Below are 18,401 nucleotides of genomic sequence, written 5' to 3' on the forward strand. Positions count from 1 at the left end.
TTTTTTGAGCAACGGTCGATAAGAACTAGTAGGTCTCATTGGAATAGTAAGCAAAAACCAACAATTATCCGGTTGAGGTTGTTATGGCAAAACCAGTTGGAAAACTTCGAAAAATAAATTTAAGTGAAGTGTGGGGAAATGAGGCCGACGGGTTTGCCTCGTGGCTTCAGCAAGAAGAAATTTTAGATATATTGGGTGAGACGATCGAGCGAGCCCTCAAGCCCGCTGGAAGTGACATTCCTCTCAGTATTTTGTCCGGAGGCGTCCTCGCCAAAGATGCGAAGACCGGGAGTTACGTGATTGTGTTGGGTCATTTGGAGGGCATTGATCCCGACGCCCTGGGTAAACTGATCATGTATGCTGCGGGCCTTGATGCGAAGACGGTGGTGTGTGTGGCCCAGGCCATTTCTCCGGAAATTCGCCAGACCCTGGATTGGCTGAATGGAGTTTCCCGTGATGAAGTGAAATTCTATGGGGCTGAACTCGAATTATGGCGCATTGATGATTCCGTCCCTGCTCCCAACTTTCACCTTGTTTGTCAGCCCAACCTGTGGGCGAGACAATTGAAAAATGGTCAGGATGAGGGTGGGGAATCGAAAGCGGCAAAGGGATCTGAGTTCTCCGAATTGAACGCGCACAATGAAGAAGCCTCGAAAGGGACAAAAGAAAAAGGGGCAGCTCCACAAGGAAAGACGGCTCCAGTAGGGAAAGATGGGGTCTCCGTGCGTCAGAATTTTGTCTACACCAAAACCTTCTCTTAAAACAAGTTTCCGGTCCTTCCGCCAGTCCGTGGTTACCCTAATCTTCTACCACCCCCCACGGATATCACAGGGACTGTGTCTTTTGGATGGCGTAAAAACGCTCCTCCTTCCCCGTCGCTCCCTCCTCTCCCAATGCACGATTTTTTGTAATTCACTGTAGAAATCTCCCAATTTTTTTCTTGTTGGTTTACCATCTGTCCATAAAGTCAGGGTTTTTCCTGCTTAATAAACCGACTATTCCTCATTCTCCCGGGAGATCCAAACCGGGGGATATGCTGAATCGGATTGTCTTTGTCTCTTCACAAGCCGTGCGAATTTTTCTCGAGAGTTTCGACGTTCCTGTCTTACCTGCCTTGTTTGGGCAATCAAAAGGGATCGGATTTTGTCTCCCTTGTATTGAGAGTTGGCGTGGCTCATGGTAGCGTGGGGGATCGGTCTTCTGAACGGAAAACAACACACAGGTTGCAAAAGAGGTATTGGGAGAGGCCTGGATCATCCTTTCACGAGTTTCTATGTGCTGATTGATGGAAACCAAAGAAACCGGGTTTTGTTCCTGTAGATGCGATTACTTTGAAATTCTGGCATTAATTTTTCGGAAAGCTTGTAATTATGTCGTCACTTGACCAACATTCTTCCATCGACTTTATCAGAGCAAAGGTTTCTTCAGATCTGGAACGCCAGGCTATTCCCCACCAAGTGCATACCCGTTTTCCCCCCGAGCCCAATGGACATTTGCATATTGGCCATGCGAAATCGATTTGCCTGAATTTTGGCATTGCCCAGGAATTCGGTGGTCTGTGTAATCTTCGTTTCGATGATACGAATCCGACCAAAGAGAACATGGAATATGTCTCCTCAATTCAGGAAGATGTCCGGTGGTTAGGCTTTGATTGGGGCGATCGCCTCTTTTTTGCCTCAGACTATTTTGAGCAGCTCTATCAATTTGCGGTGCGACTGATTCAAACCGGCCACGCCTATGTTGATAGTTTAACGGCCGAAGAGATCCGGGTTTATCGCGGGACTCTGACGGAACCGGGGAAGGATAGCCCACACCGGAACCGCACCATTGAAGAAAATTTGGCCTTATTTACTCGGATGCGGGCCGGAGAATTTGGGGATGGGGTGTATGTGTTGCGGGCCAAAATTGATATGACCTCTCCAAATATTAATCTGCGTGATCCTGCCTTGTATCGTATCCGACATGCCACGCACTTTCGGACAGGTGATGACTGGTGCATCTATCCCACCTATGATTTTGCGCATCCGCTTTCCGATTCCTTGGAGGGCATAACTCATTCGTTATGTACCCTGGAGTTTGAGGATCACCGACCCTTATATGATTGGTTGCTCCGGGCATGTGAAGTCTCGTGCTATCCCCAGCAAATTGAATTCGCCCGTTTGAACCTCGGGCATACCGTGATGAGTAAGCGCAAGCTTCACCAGTTGGTTGAGGAGAAGCATGTGGACGGGTGGGGGGATCCCAGGTTGCCCACCTTGAAAGGGCTTCGGCGTCGGGGCTACACCCCTGAGGCGATTCGAAATTTTTGTGAGCGTGTGGGGGTGGCGAAACGTGACAGTGTGATTGAAATGGCTTTGTTGGAGCATGCCATTCGGGAAGATTTAAATCGGTCGGCGCCACGGGTGATGGCGGTCTTGCATCCACTGAAAGTCATAATTGAAAATTATCCGGTTGGGAAGGTTGAGGCTTTAGAGGCCGTCAATAATCCTGAGGATCCCACCCAAGGCAAACGGGAAATAGCTTTTTCTCGTGAACTGTATATTGAACAGGACGATTTCCGTGAAAATCCGCCTCCAAAGTTTTTTCGCTTATCTCCAGGGCAGGAAGTACGCCTTCGTTATGCGTATATTATTCGCTGTGTCGGTGTTGAGAAAGATCCAGAAACAGGGGAAGTCACGGCTCTACGATGTACTTTCGATCCTGAGACGAAAAGTGGAGGAAATCAATCAAGTCGAAAGGTAAAAGGGACTCTCCACTGGGTTTCAGCTCAGCATGCCCTTCCTGCCGAAGCGCGACTGTATGAGGCCTTGCTGACTCACACAAATCCCGGTTCAGGTGGTGAGCCTCAGGACCTTCACCGGTTGCTCAATCCACATTCCTTGACGGTACTGTCTAATTGCCGGGTCGAATCCGGTCTCAGAGGAGCGCCATCAGGGAGTCGGTTTCAGTTTGAGCGGCAGGGATATTTTTGCCTGGATCCGGACTCTACTCAGGAACGGTTAGTGTTCAACCGGACGGTGCCTCTTCGAGATACCTGGGCGAAAATTGATAAGAAATGAAAGCTTCTTGAGCAGGAATTCAACCCGTATGTATGGGGATTTTAAACATAGCCAGCAATTGAGTCTCCTCGTCCGGTGTTGAAAATCTCCATGCCCCTACCGGGATATCCAAAGTCAATGGGCCGATTTGTATTCGTTTGAGGTCGAGAACTTTGAGCGGCGTATGAAATTTTGGATCCTTTAGGGCATGAAAGATTCGACGGAGATGACGGTTTTTCCCTTCCCGTAAGACGACCTCTAGTTGTGTTTTGGGTCCGACTTCTCTTTTTTTTGTAATCCTGTGTACTTTTAATGGTCCGATGGAAGTGGAAACTCCCTGTAACACCCGGGATAGGTCATTGTCTGAAATTCTTCCCCTGATCTCAATCGCATAAGTTTTTTCGCATCCGCCTGGCTCAGTGAGGCGGTCAACCATTGTTCCATTTTGGGTGAAGAGCAGGAGGCCACGGGAGTCTTTGTCCAGTCGGCCGATGGGTACCCATCCTTCCTGCAATAGGAAAGGCGGTAGGACATGATAGACCGTTTTTCTCTCCCTCTCATCCTTTCGAGTGACCAGATACCCTTTGGGCTTATGGAAAAGGATGACGGTGGTCCGTGCCGGACGAGGAGGCTGTGCTTCTGTGATCGACCTCTCAAAGTCAGACATGGTTGGTTTTTTGTTGGAATCGACAGCTAAGAAGTAATTCGAGATCTTTGATAGTTCTTGTACTAGGGAGCTCACATGTTCTGCCTATTTTTGTTCTAATATATTGATTTTTAACAAAAATATTTTCATCAATCGTTTTTGGTTTTCTGATCCGATCCCGTCTGAATTGATGAGGAATGTACCAATTGCCTGTGATCCATTTTTTATAAACGTATTCTGGATTTTGGTGTTTTACAGGAAAAATAGATGAAAATTAAGGAATGGAAAGTCTTGCCCATTGTTTTGTAGAATTTTTGGAGTTATTTTCATTAAAGAAAGGTATGTTTTTTTTGGTATCTAGTAAAGACCTGTAAAAACTCTGCCGATACAGAGAGTATTGGCAGGCATGAAGAACCGCTATCCTGGGGGTCTTCGACATGTTAGGGAAAATTTGTTTTGTCTTGGCCATGGTTGCTTTAGCTTGTTTCGTGACGGTGCTCTCCTGGTTTGGATGGGTCCATGGGGTCTCTTGGTCAAGGCGCAAAACCTGTTCTCCTCATCATGAATGAAAATCCCTCAGTTCGTCTCCCGACACCTGCCTCTTTTATTCGTGCCGTAGTTTGAGAATCGACAAAATCCTTTTTTAAACCGGGTTATCAGTATACCTGAGTGCCTGCGGGTTTGAGGGTGGTCGCTGGAATGTCACGTGAGCCGGGACTGACGGTCTTTGGCTGTCTTCTCCCGGCACGAAAGTACCTAAGATCCGGCATTCTACCATTGAATATTCCCGAACAGGAGGTCCTGCAAGATGTCTAGCAGTAAACGACCGCCCAAGGAAATACACGGGCATCCCCGAGTGTCAGTCCCCGTTCCCAACTGGAAGATTGAGGAGACCTATCCCTGCGCTCAGAGTTTAAACGATACATTTTGGCGGTGGGAGTTTCTCCGTCGGCGTTCAGATTACCGGAAGGATTGGGAACAACATTACCTACAAACATATGATTTTGATCTGTCCTGTGCCAAAGATCCTCAGTATCCCACCCGGTATCGCAAAAAAGTTTTTTCGCCGGATCATCCGGCATTTAAAGCTCGAATGCCGAATTCATTAGAAAAATACCATCTCAGTGGGCTTCCCAATCCCTCCATTGCGAAACCCTGGATGTTGTCCTTTGATTCGAATTACGGTCGGATCTATTTCGGACAGGGACCGGATTGGCTGGGGGGAGGTGAAGAGGTCACCTTGTGTTTGTCGGAATGGCGAATGGCGGCCGTGTTTGATCTGAAAAAGCCCTTATCGGGTCAAATTGAAAAAGTTAAGGCAGATCTTATGGAATGGCAAAAACATCAAGTGGGTCGAAGTCTCGAACGGCGAAAATGTCGTGATGAATGGCCAATGTATCTACGTGTGTTGGATGCGGTGGATCTGGGTGTGCCGTTTCATGAAATCGGACAAACCTTATTCAATCTTCACGATGATGAAATATGCGAAGCACGAGCCAATCAATTGTTTAAACGTGCCTGTCAAATCAGTGTGCATTTTCCTGTGTAAGGGATTTTTGTTTAGTGGAACCTGTCAAAGTATGGTCAAGGATGGTCATGGAATAAGGTGTGGAGTGGTGAAATCTGAAATTTTCAGAATGTTCATGGGGGAAGGAACCGTACAATGAGCAAATTAATTGAGGCCTTGAATCGTTTACAGTCCGTGAGAACAGAAAAGGAGCTGCCTTCCTCCCCCTCTTTGCTCAATGACATACGTCAGGACGAGTCTGAATGTGTGCAACAACATCAGTCAGATTCGAAGCCATCGCCAAAGAAAAACATTCACCCCGAGGAGGGTCCACGATTTAATCTGGATCTCCGCGAATGGCTGGGCATCCTTCACCATGAATATCTTGGGAGTTTCGTCCGTGAGGGGGGAGGGGCGGTCAAATTTGCCGTGTTCCCGGGTGAAGACGTCTTGAGAACCTGCCAACAGGAATTGGAGGGACTCGCCAAACGTGAAGGATATGTGTTGGCAAGAGTCGACGCGCGATTCACAAAAGCCCACATGGTCGAGCGACTGTTTCAAAAAATTGCCAAACAAATAGATTGGGATGAACTTGCCTATAGGTTTCTCCAACGGTTGCTCGAAGAGCATGGGCATCAAATTCCTTCGGACCGGCAAGAATTTTCGTTGCGGCAGGTTGCAATGGTGAATGAACGGAAGGAGCCGATGCTCCGCCGGGACATTCAAACATGGATGGAGAAAGCAATTGAAGGCGATTCAGGCCTGTGCCGTGAATTTCGCATGGCGATGATTCGGTTGTGCATGGCTCAGTTAGATGCGGGCGATTCGGATCGTGTCTTGGCCACAGCCGTGAAAGAGTGGCTGTGTGGAGACCTTCGGCTTGTGACTGGAGTCAAAAAGGCTCTCATCTATCAAAAAGTCTCGCGTCATAATGCACGGCACATGCTGTCTTCTTTAACCCGCTGGCTTCGATTAACGGGACAGGGAGGCCTCCTTCTCTCACTCGATATCTCCCGGTATTTTATTAAAAAGGATGCGTTGCCGACTGATGGCTCTCTGTCCTTTTCTCCTTCAGCCACCATGGATTTATATGAATTGCTTCGTCAATTTATTGATTCGGCTGATGAGATGGAAGGCTTGCTGATGGTGATCCTGGCTCCACAAGATTTTTTGACCGATGCCCGCCGGGGCGTGGATCGGTACGAGGCGTTGAAGCTGCGAGTGTGGGATGACGTTCGTCCGAAACACCGCCAGAATCCATTGTCGTCGCTGGTTCGGATTCAAGATGACCATGAGTCGGTGTCTGAAGGAGAGACCGGTTCTTCCACCGGGATGCCAAGGAGAATGGCACCTGATGGAGAAGCCCGTCGTGTCATTGAAGGTCTGCGGGCTGGGGTTCCGAACCGGCATGTGGTGACGACGCTCGGATGTCTTCAGCCTGAGGTGGAGGGACGTTTTCGGCGGTTATTAGAAGCTACACAGCAAAATATTACGACGGGTCCGTGCCCTCGTGGCATGGTGATCGAGGGTGAGTTTGGCAGTGGGAAGTCGCATATTCTGGAGTATCTCCAAAACCTGGCGTTGGATGCCAATTTCATCTGCAGCAGGATTGTGATCAGTAAGGAAACGCCTCTGTATCACCCTGTCCGTCTGTATTACTCCGCGATCGAGGCTGCCGTGATCCCTGATAAGCGAGGGGAAGTGTTTTCGGAAATCGCGGGTCAATGTGATGTCTGGGCACCCCGCTATAAGGAGCTTGTCACGTGGGTGAATAATCCGGAGAGTCAGATTGATTCGAGGTTTGCGGCGACGTTGATGCTGTATGAACGATTGAGTTCCGATATGGAGTTGGGTCACCGAATGACCCGATTTTGGACGGGAGACCCCATCGGGGTAGGCGATTTAAAAAAGTACCTGCAAGAGGCCGGATTTGGAGAGCGATATGCGTTTGGCAAGATATCGGCTGCAGAGTTGGCGCTTCAGCGTTTTCAGTTTGCGGCTCGTCTGATGCAAGCTGCGGGGTATGCCGGGTGGATTTTGCTGGTCGATGAAGCCGAGTTGATCGGCCGATATTCGGTGAATCAGCGGGCGAAATCCTATGCTGAAGTGGCACGCCTCATGAATTTGGATGGCGGTCTTACTCTGCCGGGATTGGGTACCGTGCTGGCATTAACCAATGACTTTCGAGAAGAGGTCTTAGAGAAAAAAGGTGACAAGATTAAACTCTTGGAGAAACTTCGAGCCAAGAATACAGAGGACGAGCGTATATTAGCCGACAAGGCAGAGAAAGGCATGGGCTTATTGGAGTCGCAACGTATTCCCCTCGGACAGCCACCGAACGACATCATTCAAGAAGCCTATCAGACGATTCGATCGCTTCATCTGAAAGGGCATGGGTGGCATATGTGGGAAAATGCGGCGAATGATCCGGCCCAAATAGTCCCAGGAACCAGTATGCGGAAATACGTGAAGAGTTGGGTGACGCATTGGGACTCCCTTCGTTTCTATCCGGGGGAAGAATGTGAAATTGAAGCCTCGACATGGAAACCCTCTTGTGTTGACCAAGTAAATCCCCAGGAAGAGGATGTCCAGGAGGAAAGCCATGCGGGCCGCTTTGCTTCGGATCCCGAGTCGGTCACAGGGGAATCGCCTGAAGAACAGGAATTCGTTTCCCATGGGATTCGAGGTGTGCCTGATTCTTCTCCTAACCTTCCATAGTCTCCATTGTAAGGTTCCGGCCTTTTGGCGGAACTCCTCGCTTTCATGATAGTGTAGAATCTTCACGAAAGGGTCGCTCCCTTTCGTGAATGACCTCCTGCTGTACTTTCCCAGGCAATGAGCTATATGTAGTTGTGTATGATCGGATTCGCATTTCGTTTTCTCTCAGCTTTCCTGCCCATGCCAGACTCTCTGCAAACATGGTTATGTTGAAACACGCGTCGTTTCGTGGCTGCTAACTCGCCGGGTCTCCTCACACCTTCTTCTCCGTACCACACGATTTTCCGCATGTGGTGGCCCTTGGCCACGAGTTGGATGCTCATGGGCCTCGAGTTTCCACTGGTGACGGCCACGGTTTCACGCCTTGTTGATCCGGAGATCCATTTAGCGGCTTATGGTGGAGTGGTTTTTCCTCTCTCCCTCATGATCGAAGCACCCGTCATTATGATTCTGGTTGCGTCAACCGCATTATGTAAGGATTGGTTAGCCTACCGGCTTATTCGCAATTTCATTGTGGGCTTGGGAAGTATTCTGACAGTCATTCATGTTGTGGTGGCCTTTACCCCCGTGTATGGGATCATTGTACAAGACGTGTTGGGAGTTCCCGAGGTTATTGTGGAACCGGCCAGAATGGGTCTCCAGTGCATGACGCCTTGGACGCTCTCCATTGCGGTGAGAAGGTTTTTACAAGGAGTGGTCATTCGCGCAGGCCAGACCCGCTTGATTGGTCTGGGAACGTTGGTCCGATTAATTGTGAGTAGTGCTGTTCTTCTTGGAGGATTAGCCGTATCCAGTTTTCCCGGAATTGTCGTGGCAACTGTCGCGATGTCCTCCGGGGCGATGGTCGAGGCCGGCTTTATTCTTATTTTTGTGCGTCCAATCCTCCGAAATCTTAAGGCGAGCCCGGCGCATTCTTCGCCTCTCACGTTGAAACAATTGAGCGTGTTTTATTGGCCTCTCGCCTTTACTCCACTGATTTCCCTTGGGAACTTACCGATTGTCAGTGCGGCCATCAGTCGGATGCCGAACGCAATAGAGTCCTTGGCTGTATGGCCGGTATTGGGAGGGCTCTCATTTGTGTTTCGGGGTGGAGGATTGGCGATGCAGGAAGTGGTTGTTGCCCTGTGTGACCGGCCACACTTTCTGGTTCCTTTGAAGAGATTTGTGGCAATGATTTCAATGTGTACGAGCGGAATGCTTTTCGTGATTGCCGCGACTCCACTCTCTACCCTCTGGTTTGAATGGGGCGCGGCTCTGACTCCTGAGCTGACCATGTTGGCCTCGACAGCGCTCTGGCTTATGGTGATTTTCCCTGCTTTGAGTCCATGGGAAAGTTTTTTTCAAGGTCAGTTCGTTCATCGTGGGGCCACTTCCACCATTACTCAAGCTGTCTGTTTGTATCTGACTGGAAGTTCCATCTTCTTACTGGTCGGAGTTCTTTATGGGAAAATAACCGGCTTATATGTGGGATTGGCCGCGATGCTTACCGGCTTTGGATTTCAGCTATGGTGGTTATGGAGGAACAGTCGACGATTTAAGGACCGCTCATCAAATACTTAAAGAATTACCGTGGGGGTGTCTCAGTTTGTTCTAGGTCCCGTCAGGTTATTCCAAGGTTCATTAGGGAGTGGAAGGGGATCATTGAATGCTAATCCCTGCATATTGAATGTTTAGACCTTCATATTGCAAACGAAAATATTTCCGAGTTTAATTCGTAAGCATTTGTTTTTATGAGTGAATAATTACATTAGGCCATTTAAATTGAGAAGGAACGTAAATTGCTCGTTTACCGGAGGAGAAAGTTGCGTTTTGTTCTATGGTAACGGTTTTTTTCATTTTATTTGTGAATAACTTATGGTTAACTCAATGAATAGAATTTTGGTGATTGATGATGATATTCACGTGAGAGAGTCCCTTTCTCTTTCTTTGGAATCAGCCGGGTATACAGTTATGGCTGCAGGAACCTGTCAGGAAGGTCTTCAAAATCATGTAAATTTTCAAGCGTCCCTGATTATTATGGATGTGGTGGCCATGGAAGAGAGGGAAGACGAACCCACAGGGCTTGGTTCCGGACCCTCTCCAAGTATTCCGATGATTACTTTGACGGGAAATATTCCCACACCGGGCGGAACGATGAAGGGCCCTCATCAACAATTCCAGCCGATCTGTACCTTGCAAAAACCCTTTACTGTAGATGAGCTTCTCCAAACCGTGAAAAGGGCTTTGGTATATTAAGTCGGTACTTCTCCTGTTTCTGCTCCATTTTCATAACAGTCAATTCTCCCTTTGGCTCAACTCAATCATTGAGTAAGATGAGGTTGGGTGGTTAATCATTGGGAGGTTCGAAATGTCCTGGAGGTCGCGACCCCCATGGGACAGTGGTGGGGCGTATCTGTTTGAAGAGACTTTGAAGATTGACCTGAGCCGCGCGGATTAATTTAGGATCACCGTGGTGAAGCAGGCTGGTGAGTAGGACGAAGAGGTCCTGGTGGTCACGGCTTGTCTGGATCAGTCGTTGAAACAGGGGATCGGGAGAAGACAGGTTCGGAAGTTCAGGATTATCCTCGTCCGGGTCATTCCATAATCGCAGAAGGGTCTGGGGATCATGATGGAGCCAGGCATCAGGCACATTCAACGATTGGGCAATCAAGGTCATAATGGATAACGGTGGGTCCCAGTTTCCATTTTGGAAATCCTGTAAGGTCGTGAGTGGCACTCCCGTTTGTTGGCTAAGGTCGGCCAGAGAGAGTCCTCTTGTTTGACACCACTGCCCCAAATGTTGATGAATGGACATGATTCGATCATAGGAAAATATTGATTAGCCTGTCCATCCTCAATTTTTACCAAACCCGAACGTGCTTCACTTTCTACAATCGTGAAAATCACTATGAGGAAGCCACCAATGACTCAAAAGTCATCCAAGGAGTTAGAGGTATCCTACTGGATTAGTCCAAGTCCGGTTGGCCGGCTTCTATTGGTGGGAAGCCCAGATGGGTTGCATGCCCTGCAGTTTCAAGATGGAGCCCACCCCCTCGACATTCAGCCGGCCTGGACAAAATCGCGTGAGCCATTTCATGCCGCATTGGAACAACTGAAGGAATACTTTGACGGTTCCCGGACACAGTTTCAGATTGCATTGAACCTTCAAGGCACCTGCTTCCAACGGCATGTGTGGAAAGCTCTCCAAGGCATTCCTTATGGTCGCACGGTTTCGTATGGTGAAATTGCCAGGCAGGTGGGCAGCCCGAAAGCTTCGCGAGCCGTGGGGGCTGCCAATGGCCAAAACCCTGTCTCTATTATCGTGCCATGCCACCGGGTGATCGGATCTAGTGGGAAGCTGGTGGGCTACGGCGGCGGGTTACCCATAAAAACTGCACTTCTGGCATTAGAACAGTTGAGGCATTAAAACGCTTGTCATTTTCGCCAGTCCCCTTACCTCACATCTGGAATAGTAGCTTCAACCGTAAACTAATCCTTTGTCCCATTTTATTGTCCACAATTATTCCTATGAACCTTTTTTTTAACCATTTATCTTGACTGAACCACTTCACTGCCGGTCGACGGTTAGGAAGAATAAAATGACGGAGGCTTTTTGGTGGGGACGACGGCGGAATGGGTTTGCGCAGTAGCTGTTTGGATATCCTTGACGTATCGAGTTAACGATTCATGGATGACAGGAAAGGCCAGATGCTCCCAGGGGATGTCGGCCAAGGTGACCAGTTGGACATCCAGGCTTTCCGGGCCGGGTTTAAAGTTCAGATTTTGTAGATGTGCCCGGTAGACCACGTAGACCTGAGAAACATGTGGAAGGCTAAAAATACCCAATAAGCTATGAATGGTGATTTCCGCATGCGCTTCCTCCAGGGTTTCCCGGGCTGCCGCCTCTTCGGTGCTCTCACCTAATTCCATAAATCCAGCCGGAAAAGTCCAGAGCCCTAATCGTGGCTCAATGGCCCGCCGGCATAAAAGAATTTTATCTTCCCATTCAGGAATACTGCCCGCCACGATTTTGGGGTTTTCATAGTGGATGATATGGCAGGATGGACAGACGGCTCTGAGAAGGGTTTCGCCTGAAGGAATTTTTTCTTCAACGACGGATCCGCATTGAGCACAGTATTTGATGTTGTTGGGCAAGGTGGTAGATCGAAATTTAGATGAACAGGTCGTTGAGCGAGATACTTGAGCGTGTTTCACGATCTGAAAGACCTGGTTGTGTAGGTCTTTCTTTATCATACTCTGTCTCGCCTGTAATTCAATGTCGTATTTTAAGGATGAACCCTTTCTTTTATGGGGAGCATATCCCAGTTACGTTTTGAAGGGAAGGGGCTCATTTACCAGCCTGGATTGTGAATCCTCGTATTCCTTTGGTAAGGTTGGCCTCTGCATGTGTCTTCTTGCAACCCTGACAAATTTTGGATCGCGTGAGAACTGATTGGAGCGAATGGCATGAGTACGAATGATCGGCAAATTATTTTTTCATTGGTGGGTGTGGGACGCATTCATCCTCCGAAGAAACAGGTCTTGAAAGATATCTACCTCTCATTTTTTTACGGGGCCAAAATCGGAGTGTTGGGATTGAATGGTTCGGGAAAAAGTACGCTCCTCAGAATTATTGCCGGCTTGGATACTAATTATATCGGGAACATTACCTTCTCGAAGGGCTATTCCATAGGCCTTTTCGAGCAGGAGCCGTATTTGGAGCCTGGAAAAACGGTGAAGGAAGTCGTTGAGGAAGGGCGGGCCGAGGTTGCCAAGCTGCTCCGGGATTACGAAGAGATCAGTCAAGCTTTTTCGGGAGATGTGAGTCCTGAGGAGATGGAAAAGTTACTTGAGCGGCAGGGGAGACTGCAAGAGCAAATCGAGGCAGTCAATGGGTGGGAATTGGAGCATCAATTGGAGATCGCCATGGATGCTCTCCGCTGTCCACCACCGGATACTAAAGTTGACCTCTTGTCCGGCGGCGAACGTCGGAGGGTGGCTTTGTGTCGATTACTGATCCAAGAACCCGATATCTTGCTGCTTGACGAGCCCACCAATCATTTAGATGCGGAGACAGTGGGGTGGTTGGAGCAGCATCTTCAGGAATATAAGGGCACGGTGATTGCGGTGACCCATGACCGGTATTTTTTAGATAATGTGGCTGGTTGGATTCTCGAGTTGGACCGTGGGCAAGGTATTCCGTTCCAGGGCAACTATTCTTCATGGTTAGAGCAGAAACAGGCCAGACTGGCCCAGGAAGAAAAGTCGGAGTCGAAACGACAGAAAACTCTGGAGCGGGAACTTGAATGGATTCGCATGTCTCCCAAGGGTCGTCAGGCTAAGGGGAAGGCCCGTGTGACGAAGTATGAACAATTGGTGAGTGAAGAGCAGAGCCAACAAACTGATGATTTGGAGATTTATATCCCTTCCGGCCCACGCCTTGGTGATGTCGTGGTGGAAGCCTCCAATCTCTCAAAGAGCTATGGGGATTGTCTGCTATTTGATGGGCTCTCATTTTCTTTGCCCAAAGGCGGTATCGTTGGTGTGATTGGGCCGAATGGGGCGGGAAAGTCCACTCTGTTTAAAATCATTGCCGGGATGGTTAAACCGGATACGGGCGATCTGATTTTGGGTGAAACGGTTACCTTGGGCTATGTCGACCAGAATCGCGAGATTGATGGCAATCTGAATGTCTGGGAATGTATTTCGGATGGAAAAGAAACCGTCGCATTAGGGAAAATGGAAGTGAATTCGCGTGGCTATGTGTCACGGTTTAATTTTTCCGGTTCTGATCAACAAAAAATGGTTAAGGATTTATCCGGTGGAGAACGCAACCGGGTTCATTTAGCCCGCACCCTGAAGGAGGGTGCGAACTTGTTATTACTGGATGAGCCGACGAACGATCTGGATGTCAATACTCTGCGGGCTTTAGAGGAGGGCTTGAATCATTTCGGGGGGTGTGCGGTGATCAGCAGTCATGACCGATGGTTTCTAGATCGTGTGGCCACCCATATTTTAGCCTTTGAAGGGAACAGCCAGGTGAGTTGGTATGAAGGCAATTACAGTGAATATGAGGCTAATCGCAAGAAGCGACTGGGGAAGGCTGCTGAACGTCCCCATCAAATCAGATACAGAAAACTGACCAAATCCTGATGGTTTGAGGATGTCAAAAGAACCTGTCCATATGCCATCTTCCTCAGAGAAGTCTCCTCCCGTTGCAGGATCGAGCGGGAAATCTGGTTCCATCATGATTGCCAGAGTTATAGGGATTCTGTGTGTCGCGGTAGGGTTTATGTTGGGTATTCAGGGATTAGAACATCCTGGCTCTCCCATGCTTCCGACCGCCTTAGGGATGATTGCGGCAGGCTTAGTCGCCCAAGTGTTCGCTTTAGTGAAGGCTTGTTTTGCAGGTTCACAGGGCAAGGGGTGATGGCTGAATCATCAGGGGGCATGTCGCCTCATCGTTTTGATGTGAACCTATTTATTCCAGGTCTGGTCCTCATGCTCTGCCTTGGACTCGTTGCCTGTTCTCACTGGCGCGATAGCTATTTCGACGATGGCGTGGGAGAGTTAACGCAGTCGGATATCCAAGCGAAATTGGGGAAGCCTCATATGGTCAAAGATCCATTGCTTTCAGACAAGACCACTTGGACCTACAGATTTGCCATGTCTGAAAGTGAATTGGATCCGTCTGGAGTAAAGGCCTTAGGCAAGCAGGCTGGAAGCCTGATGGGTGGGGCTCAAGGCGGCCCACGTGAAAAGGTGTTTTGTTTTATGTATATTTTGACCTTTGATAAAGAGGGGATCCTGCGTCATTGGGAGCGGGATGTCTGTCCAATTCCCCAACCTCCCGATCCATTTCAAAGTGGTCTTTCCGGGTAAGTTTGGTCCTATATATAGTAAGTGAGTAAAAAATCCTCAAGAAGTGAGGTCATTCTTTTTACCAGAGAATTGATGGGACTAATCGTATGAGCGTGCATAAAAGCGGAGCTTTTCTTCAACAATGTTTCTCCGTACACCCGCTGTGCCTGAATGTTAAACTTGTTTCTCCCCCGCAAATTGTCGGGGTGCTTTGTACGAATTGTCAGATGCGCCATCGTTTGACCCTTCCCGAAGCGCCGGTATCCTCAGAAGAGACTACCGGAATTGGTAGCCATGAACTACTTCGGCTTCAAGAATGTGTTCAGAGCCATCCCAAAGAGGTCAGGGTCAGCTTGGTTCATATCGAACAGTCTGCCGTAGAATTCAGATGTGGGTCCTGTCATTGCAACTATGCGTTGAATGTGGCCCTATTTGAAACCCATCAATCCTGACTGATCTTTTTCTAGAATTTGTTCCCGTCCCTTATCAACTTCTTGTTGGTTGCCTCACAGCTGTTTTCCAATGAGGAGCGTTCTGAGAAGGACCGAACGGAAACAATTCCGTATTAGGGATATTCAACATATCTGTCCGTGCCCTCCCCCCTCGCGCTCAATTCCGAGGACCTATTTCCTTCTGGCTTTGTATCGTCTCAGGACGATTGCCATTCTGACCGTAGACCGAATCATTACACAGTCCTGCTTAATAGAAATGCTGCATTATGAACCATAAGACGGACTTGCCAGATCAGAAATTGTCAGGGGAGGGGAAGACAAGGAATGGATGAATCACGGGCAGCGCCACACTTGTGTGGCGCTGCCTCAGTTTTTGGGGGGCTCTAGCGGTTGGGTTGCGGGGTGAAGCGAAGATAGGGTTTCACCGCACGATGACCTTTCGGAAATAGCGCGGGGATTTCTGCATCCGTCACAGCCGGCGTGATGATACAGTCTTCTCCGTCTTTCCAATTTGCAGGAGTGGCAACTTTATGCTTGGCGGTTAGTTGCAGTGAGTCAATCACACGAAGAATTTCATTGAAATTTCTGCCAGTTGAGGCCGGATAGGTCAGGGTTAATTTGACTTTTTTATCTGGTCCGATCACGAATACCGAGCGAACGGTCATATTGTCGAGGGCATTGGGATGAATCATGTCATAGAGATTCGCGACTTTTTTTTCTGGATCGGCAATAATGGGATAACTCACCGTGCAGTGTTGAGTTTCATTAATGTCCTTGACCCAGCCATTATGAGAGTCGAGCGGATCCACGCTGATAGCTAACACTTTCACGTTTCGTTTTTTAAACTCCTCTGTCATGTTCGCCATTGTTCCCAATTCCGTGGTGCAAACCGGGGTGAAATCCTTGGGATGCGAAAAGAGTATGCCCCATCCGTCCCCAAGCCATTCATGAAAATTCACGGTGCCTTGCGTCGTTTCTGCTGTAAAATTTGGTGCTTCATCTCCAAGACGTATTGCCATATTATTTCTCTCCCATTATGAATAAAGTGAGTAATATATCTCTGCGGTAGAAAACCCGCGAGAAAATTGGTTGGCTCCTATTGGGAATTTCCTCAAAAAATTCAGAGGCATTTTAGTGTAAGACAGTTCTCGTTATATGGTCAACTTGGGTCGAAATGCTCTAAGGTAAGCCCGTTTAATTGAGACATGGACTTTTTCCCCATCCATTGTCATATGAGAATAACAAATTAAGAAGGAGTACAAGAGGTTATGGCTGAGTCATCATTTCAGGTCGCGATTATCATGGGGAGTCAATCGGATTGGGAAATTATGCAGTTGGCCAGTGAGACGCTCACTAAGCTGCATATTAACCATGAGAGTCGGGTCCTCTCTGCGCATAGGGCTCCGGATGCTTTGTTGGAGTTTATCAGTGAGGCGGAATCTTGTGGAGTGCAGGTGTTTATTGCCGGGGCTGGGGGGGCAGCCCAATTAGCCGGAGTGATTGCGGCGAAAACCCAATTGCCAGTGTTGGGTGTTCCCATGCAATCAAAGTCCTTGCAAGGCCTCGACTCCCTCTTGTCGATTGTTCAAATGCCCAGAGGTATTCCTGTAGGAACCTTGGCGATAGGGAGCGCGGGTGCCGTGAATGCGGCGTTGTTGGCTGCTGCGATTTTAGCATTGGCAGATGATTCCCTCTCCAGACGGTTACAAGCGTATCGAGAAGAACAAACGCGTTCGGTATTAGCAGAACAGTTGTGAGTGTCGGTGGAGAATTTCGCAAATAGTTTGCGAAAAAAGGTGTATGACAGGCAGGGCGCTTAGTGAGGAGAGTGCATGGAAGCCTCCCGAGCCAGCGTGTTGGATATCATGTCCGGCTGCCCGATATTGACAAGGCAACCCATCCCAGAATTGGGAGGGATGAGTACCACGATGTAAATCGCCTTTCTTGAATCCGAAGAGGAAAGACATTCTGTCTGACCAGACGAGTTACGAGTCATCTCATCACGTTTTGATGGTCGTGCCGTCTATTTTAGTTTTTTACATCGTCGATCCTTTCAAATCTGCAGATTATTTTTCCCTCCATTTCAATTTTCTCACTGAACATCTTGGCCGGTCTGACCCAAAGGCCGCAATCGCCATAGAGTGTGCGGTAGACCACGAGGTCTTCTTCTGTTTCGGAATGTTTGGCGACGCCAATGACCTGGTATTCTTTCCCTTTATAGTGACGATATCTACCGGGTTGAATCGTTGGGAGGTTCTGGTCTTGAGGGGAGTGTGGTGTGTTCATAAGATGGATGGGTGTTGTTCTGTTCGAATGGTGCCACAACCGGTTACGAAGTGCCTCGCAAAAGGTCCGATCGGCATTGATTAGTCCTGTGAGTGGTATTGGCGATAGGCAAAGAGGGCGATACTTCCTGCGACTGTCGCATTTAATGGGATAGAGGGATGGATTTGAGGAATACATAGGCGTTCCGAAAACTGATAGGGTGGCACACCGACGCCTTCCTCTCCAATAAGGAGTCGGACATGCTTAGACCATTTCACGGTAGAGATATTTGTCCCGTGCAAATCTAAAGCGGTAATCCATTGCAATGTGTCAGGAGCATTCAGGTCGGTAATGGAGTCTGCCCATTGTAAGGATTGGACAAATACCGCGCCGCTACTGGCACGAATGACCTTCGGGTGGAAGGGGTGAACGGCTTCCTGAAGCAACACCACCGTTCGCACGTCAAACGCTCGACAGCACCGGAGTAAGGCCCCCAGGTTCCCAGGGTCTCCAATTGGACACAAGACTTCCAATCCGTTTGGAGGTCGGCTTAGATTTGTCTGAGACATTTCGGGAACGCCGCAGACCAGGAGCGGTTCTTTCGTTCCAAAGACGTCCAATTCCTGAAACAGGGAATGAGACAGTTGATAAGGGATGGCCTGAGATGGGAGGTCCTCTCTGTAGCTCCACGATGGGGGAAGTAAGATTTCATGGACCGTCACCTCAGAATTCGATCCGATTTCCTTTCGGAGTTTATGCCCAGAAACAAGGCAGAGGCGATGCCGTTTAATCCCATGAGAGTCAAGTAATGATACCCATCGCTTGAAGTGGGCATTTTGTCTACTGGAGATCGGGTGTGGTTGATTCACGAGCCTTTAGAGAAATTGAAGTAAACGAGGTAAACGGGGGGCCAAGAAATCCCTTTAGGCCTACTG

At 48.7% G+C, this 18,401-nt stretch carries 18 protein-coding genes; 12 read left to right on the forward strand and 6 right to left on the reverse strand.

The window, feature by feature from the left end:
* The first annotated feature begins 83 nt into the window (after positions 1-83).
* On the forward strand, positions 84-761 hold the full coding sequence (locus tag ACWHYD_RS06435; protein ID WP_447965089.1) for a hypothetical protein: 678 nt from the start codon (positions 84-86) through the stop codon (positions 759-761).
* Between the two features lie 609 nt (positions 762-1,370).
* Positions 1,371-3,059 (forward strand): glutamine--tRNA ligase/YqeY domain fusion protein, encoded by a 1,689-nt coding sequence (locus ACWHYD_RS06440; protein WP_447965090.1) that lies wholly within the window; start codon positions 1,371-1,373, stop codon positions 3,057-3,059.
* A gap of 19 nt (positions 3,060-3,078) precedes the next feature.
* Here ACWHYD_RS06440 and ACWHYD_RS06445 read toward each other — a convergent pair whose 3' ends face one another.
* The gene (locus tag ACWHYD_RS06445) at positions 3,079-3,705 is read right to left on the reverse strand and encodes a pseudouridine synthase (protein WP_447965091.1); all 627 of its coding nucleotides are present in this window, start codon (positions 3,703-3,705) and stop codon (positions 3,079-3,081) included.
* A 787-nt stretch (positions 3,706-4,492) separates the two neighbouring features.
* On the opposite strand from ACWHYD_RS06445, the gene ACWHYD_RS06450 reads away from it, so the two are divergent.
* The 4 genes from ACWHYD_RS06450 to ACWHYD_RS06465 all read left to right on the forward strand — a co-directional run bounded on the left by ACWHYD_RS06450 (position 4,493) and on the right by ACWHYD_RS06465 (position 10,144).
* On the forward strand, positions 4,493-5,233 hold the full coding sequence (locus ACWHYD_RS06450; protein WP_447965092.1) for a hypothetical protein: 741 nt from the start codon (positions 4,493-4,495) through the stop codon (positions 5,231-5,233).
* A gap of 114 nt (positions 5,234-5,347) precedes the next feature.
* The gene (locus ACWHYD_RS06455; protein WP_447965093.1) at positions 5,348-7,909 is read left to right on the forward strand and encodes a BREX system ATP-binding domain-containing protein; all 2,562 of its coding nucleotides are present in this window, start codon (positions 5,348-5,350) and stop codon (positions 7,907-7,909) included.
* 288 nt (positions 7,910-8,197) lie between these two features.
* A complete protein-coding gene (locus tag ACWHYD_RS06460) occupies positions 8,198-9,469 on the forward strand; it encodes a hypothetical protein (protein WP_447965094.1) in 1,272 nt (423 codons plus the stop codon).
* 306 nt (positions 9,470-9,775) lie between these two features.
* Positions 9,776-10,144, forward strand: a complete 369-nt coding sequence (locus ACWHYD_RS06465; protein ID WP_447965095.1) for a hypothetical protein — start codon at positions 9,776-9,778, stop codon at positions 10,142-10,144.
* A 91-nt stretch (positions 10,145-10,235) separates the two neighbouring features.
* Here ACWHYD_RS06465 and ACWHYD_RS06470 read toward each other — a convergent pair whose 3' ends face one another.
* Positions 10,236-10,703, reverse strand: a complete 468-nt coding sequence (locus tag ACWHYD_RS06470; protein WP_447965096.1) for a helix-turn-helix domain-containing protein — start codon at positions 10,701-10,703, stop codon at positions 10,236-10,238.
* A 108-nt stretch (positions 10,704-10,811) separates the two neighbouring features.
* On the opposite strand from ACWHYD_RS06470, the gene ACWHYD_RS06475 reads away from it, so the two are divergent.
* A complete protein-coding gene (locus tag ACWHYD_RS06475; protein WP_447965097.1) occupies positions 10,812-11,315 on the forward strand; it encodes a methylated-DNA--[protein]-cysteine S-methyltransferase in 504 nt (167 codons plus the stop codon).
* A 158-nt stretch (positions 11,316-11,473) separates the two neighbouring features.
* Here the strand turns inward: ACWHYD_RS06475 and ACWHYD_RS06480 are convergent, their stop codons facing one another.
* Positions 11,474-12,142, reverse strand: coding sequence for an NUDIX hydrolase (locus ACWHYD_RS06480; protein WP_447965098.1), 669 nt, complete (start codon positions 12,140-12,142; stop codon positions 11,474-11,476).
* Positions 12,143-12,355: 213 nt separating this feature from the next.
* Here ACWHYD_RS06480 and ettA point away from each other — a divergent pair, with 213 nt between their 5' ends.
* The 4 genes from ettA to ACWHYD_RS06500 all read left to right on the forward strand — a co-directional run bounded on the left by ettA (position 12,356) and on the right by ACWHYD_RS06500 (position 15,201).
* Positions 12,356-14,041, forward strand: a complete 1,686-nt coding sequence (gene ettA / locus ACWHYD_RS06485) for an energy-dependent translational throttle protein EttA (protein ID WP_447965099.1) — start codon at positions 12,356-12,358, stop codon at positions 14,039-14,041.
* A 31-nt stretch (positions 14,042-14,072) separates the two neighbouring features.
* Positions 14,073-14,318 carry a hypothetical protein gene (locus ACWHYD_RS06490; RefSeq protein ID WP_447965100.1) on the forward strand — a complete coding sequence of 82 codons (246 nt, stop codon included), beginning with the start codon at positions 14,073-14,075 and terminating at the stop codon, positions 14,316-14,318.
* A complete protein-coding gene (locus ACWHYD_RS06495) occupies positions 14,318-14,770 on the forward strand; it encodes a hypothetical protein (RefSeq protein WP_447965101.1) in 453 nt (150 codons plus the stop codon). The genes ACWHYD_RS06490 and ACWHYD_RS06495 overlap by 1 nt, the downstream gene beginning before the upstream one ends.
* Positions 14,771-14,856: 86 nt before the next feature.
* Positions 14,857-15,201 carry a hypothetical protein gene (locus ACWHYD_RS06500; RefSeq protein ID WP_447965102.1) on the forward strand — a complete coding sequence of 115 codons (345 nt, stop codon included), beginning with the start codon at positions 14,857-14,859 and terminating at the stop codon, positions 15,199-15,201.
* Between the two features lie 383 nt (positions 15,202-15,584).
* On the opposite strand, the gene ACWHYD_RS06505 is transcribed toward ACWHYD_RS06500, so the two are convergent.
* Positions 15,585-16,220 carry a peroxiredoxin gene (locus ACWHYD_RS06505; protein WP_447965103.1) on the reverse strand — a complete coding sequence of 212 codons (636 nt, stop codon included), beginning with the start codon at positions 16,218-16,220 and terminating at the stop codon, positions 15,585-15,587.
* Between the two features lie 249 nt (positions 16,221-16,469).
* Here ACWHYD_RS06505 and purE point away from each other — a divergent pair, with 249 nt between their 5' ends.
* Positions 16,470-16,958 (forward strand): 5-(carboxyamino)imidazole ribonucleotide mutase, encoded by a 489-nt coding sequence (gene purE, locus ACWHYD_RS06510; RefSeq protein ID WP_447965104.1) that lies wholly within the window; start codon positions 16,470-16,472, stop codon positions 16,956-16,958.
* Positions 16,959-17,229: 271 nt separating this feature from the next.
* Here purE and ACWHYD_RS06515 read toward each other — a convergent pair whose 3' ends face one another.
* Positions 17,230-17,487: a DUF1653 domain-containing protein gene (locus tag ACWHYD_RS06515; RefSeq protein WP_447965105.1), complete on the reverse strand. Its 258-nt coding sequence runs from the start codon at positions 17,485-17,487 to the stop codon at positions 17,230-17,232.
* An 80-nt stretch (positions 17,488-17,567) separates the two neighbouring features.
* Positions 17,568-18,335, reverse strand: coding sequence for a TrmH family RNA methyltransferase (locus ACWHYD_RS06520; RefSeq protein WP_447965106.1), 768 nt, complete (start codon positions 18,333-18,335; stop codon positions 17,568-17,570).
* Positions 18,336-18,401: the final 66 nt, after the last annotated feature.

The organism is Nitrospira sp. Ecomares 2.1 (genome assembly GCF_965152585.1).

Coding starts and splice junctions, on each gene's coding strand:
- ACWHYD_RS06440 (WP_447965090.1), top strand. CDS start 1,371: ATGTCGTCACTTGACCAACATTCTTCCATCGACTTTATCAGAGCAAAG.
- ACWHYD_RS06495 (WP_447965101.1), top strand. CDS start 14,318: ATGGCTGAATCATCAGGGGGCATGTCGCCTCATCGTTTTGATGTGAAC.
- ACWHYD_RS06505 (WP_447965103.1), bottom strand. CDS start 16,220: ATGGCAATACGTCTTGGAGATGAAGCACCAAATTTTACAGCAGAAACG.
- ACWHYD_RS06480 (WP_447965098.1), bottom strand. CDS start 12,142: ATGATAAAGAAAGACCTACACAACCAGGTCTTTCAGATCGTGAAACAC.
- ACWHYD_RS06450 (WP_447965092.1), top strand. CDS start 4,493: ATGTCTAGCAGTAAACGACCGCCCAAGGAAATACACGGGCATCCCCGA.
- ACWHYD_RS06500 (WP_447965102.1), top strand. CDS start 14,857: ATGAGCGTGCATAAAAGCGGAGCTTTTCTTCAACAATGTTTCTCCGTA.
- ACWHYD_RS06460 (WP_447965094.1), top strand. CDS start 8,198: ATGTGGTGGCCCTTGGCCACGAGTTGGATGCTCATGGGCCTCGAGTTT.
- ACWHYD_RS06490 (WP_447965100.1), top strand. CDS start 14,073: ATGCCATCTTCCTCAGAGAAGTCTCCTCCCGTTGCAGGATCGAGCGGG.
- ACWHYD_RS06435 (WP_447965089.1), top strand. CDS start 84: ATGGCAAAACCAGTTGGAAAACTTCGAAAAATAAATTTAAGTGAAGTG.
- ACWHYD_RS06465 (WP_447965095.1), top strand. CDS start 9,776: ATGAATAGAATTTTGGTGATTGATGATGATATTCACGTGAGAGAGTCC.
- purE (WP_447965104.1), top strand. CDS start 16,470: ATGGCTGAGTCATCATTTCAGGTCGCGATTATCATGGGGAGTCAATCG.
- ACWHYD_RS06515 (WP_447965105.1), bottom strand. CDS start 17,487: ATGAACACACCACACTCCCCTCAAGACCAGAACCTCCCAACGATTCAA.
- ACWHYD_RS06455 (WP_447965093.1), top strand. CDS start 5,348: ATGAGCAAATTAATTGAGGCCTTGAATCGTTTACAGTCCGTGAGAACA.
- ACWHYD_RS06470 (WP_447965096.1), bottom strand. CDS start 10,703: ATGTCCATTCATCAACATTTGGGGCAGTGGTGTCAAACAAGAGGACTC.
- ACWHYD_RS06445 (WP_447965091.1), bottom strand. CDS start 3,705: ATGTCTGACTTTGAGAGGTCGATCACAGAAGCACAGCCTCCTCGTCCG.
- ACWHYD_RS06475 (WP_447965097.1), top strand. CDS start 10,812: ATGACTCAAAAGTCATCCAAGGAGTTAGAGGTATCCTACTGGATTAGT.
- ettA (WP_447965099.1), top strand. CDS start 12,356: ATGAGTACGAATGATCGGCAAATTATTTTTTCATTGGTGGGTGTGGGA.